The 317-nt window shown below is 66.2% G+C and carries 1 protein-coding gene; it reads left to right on the top strand.

What is annotated here, in order from left to right; genetic code table 11:
* Positions 1–317: AMP-binding protein (locus POF73_RS45990; RefSeq protein ID WP_272125515.1), on the top strand; the 317-nt coding region annotated here is incomplete at both ends.

Genomic DNA, 317 nt, shown 5'->3' with positions numbered 1-317 from the left:
CGCTGCGAGACCGGCTGCCGGACACCGGGGCGGTGGTGGTCTGTGTGGACGCGCCGGTGCTGAGCGAGTCGGCTGAGGATCCGGGGCTGGACGTGGTGTCCCGGGCCACCCCCGACGACCTTGCATACGTCATCTACACGTCGGGTTCGACCGGGACTCCGAAGGGGGTGTTGGTCGAGCATCGCAGTGTGGTGAACCGGCTGCGTGGCACTGACGCGGACTTCGGTTTCTCGCGTGGCGATGTGTGGACGTTGTTCCATTCGTTCGCGTTCGACTTCTCGGTGTGGGAGATCTGGGGAGCGCTGACGTACGGCGGA

The sequence above is a fragment of the Streptomyces sp. HD genome (assembly GCF_028369295.1).
Taxonomy (GTDB): domain Bacteria; phylum Actinomycetota; class Actinomycetes; order Streptomycetales; family Streptomycetaceae; genus Streptomyces.
This window is presented reverse-complemented; position numbering and strand designations above follow the sequence as displayed.